Origin of the sequence: Dactylosporangium siamense (assembly GCF_016862795.1) — a bacterium.
Taxonomy (GTDB): Bacteria; Actinomycetota; Actinomycetes; order Mycobacteriales; family Micromonosporaceae; genus Dactylosporangium; species Dactylosporangium siamense.
Genome location: NZ_BONQ01000291.1, coordinates 1 through 555 on the forward strand (window position 1 = coordinate 1; position 555 = coordinate 555).

Genomic DNA, 555 nt, shown 5'->3' on the forward strand with positions numbered 1-555 from the left:
GCTGCTGCAGGTCCAGGGTGGACAGTTGACCGGCGCGGTGCAGCTGGACGTGGCGTGGCTGGCCACCCTCGCCGCCACCGGCAAACTCCTCGATCTCAAGAGCGTCGCCACCGGTCTGGACTACACCCCGGCCGCCCTGGCGCTGGGCCAGTCCGGCGGGAAGCAGTACGGGCTGCCGTGGACGTTCGCCGGGATCGGCCTGATCAGCAACAATGAACTGCTCACCAAGGCCGGGGTCACCAGCCCGCCGAAGACGGTCGCGGAGTTCGAGGCCGCGCTCACCGCAGTGAAGGGCCTCGGCGGCGGGGTCGTGCCCTGGGCCGGGATGACCAAGGTCGACCAGCTCAAGGACATCATCCCGTGGATGTGGGAGTTCGGGTCCCCGATCGTGCAGGACAACAAGGTCGTCATCGGCGACGACGGCAGCGTCGAGGCCCTCACCTGGTACAAGAAGCTCTACGACCAGAAACTCATCGCCCCCGACGTCAACCGCGTCGACGCCCGCGCCCTCATGTCCCAGGGCAAGACCGCCTTCTACGAAGACGCCATCGGCGG

General features: G+C 67.9%; 1 protein-coding gene. It reads left to right on the top strand.

Annotated features, from left to right (window positions below; all coding sequences use genetic code 11):
• Positions 1 to 555: ABC transporter substrate-binding protein (locus tag Dsi01nite_RS56995; protein ID WP_203854893.1), on the top strand; the 555-nt coding region annotated here is incomplete at both ends.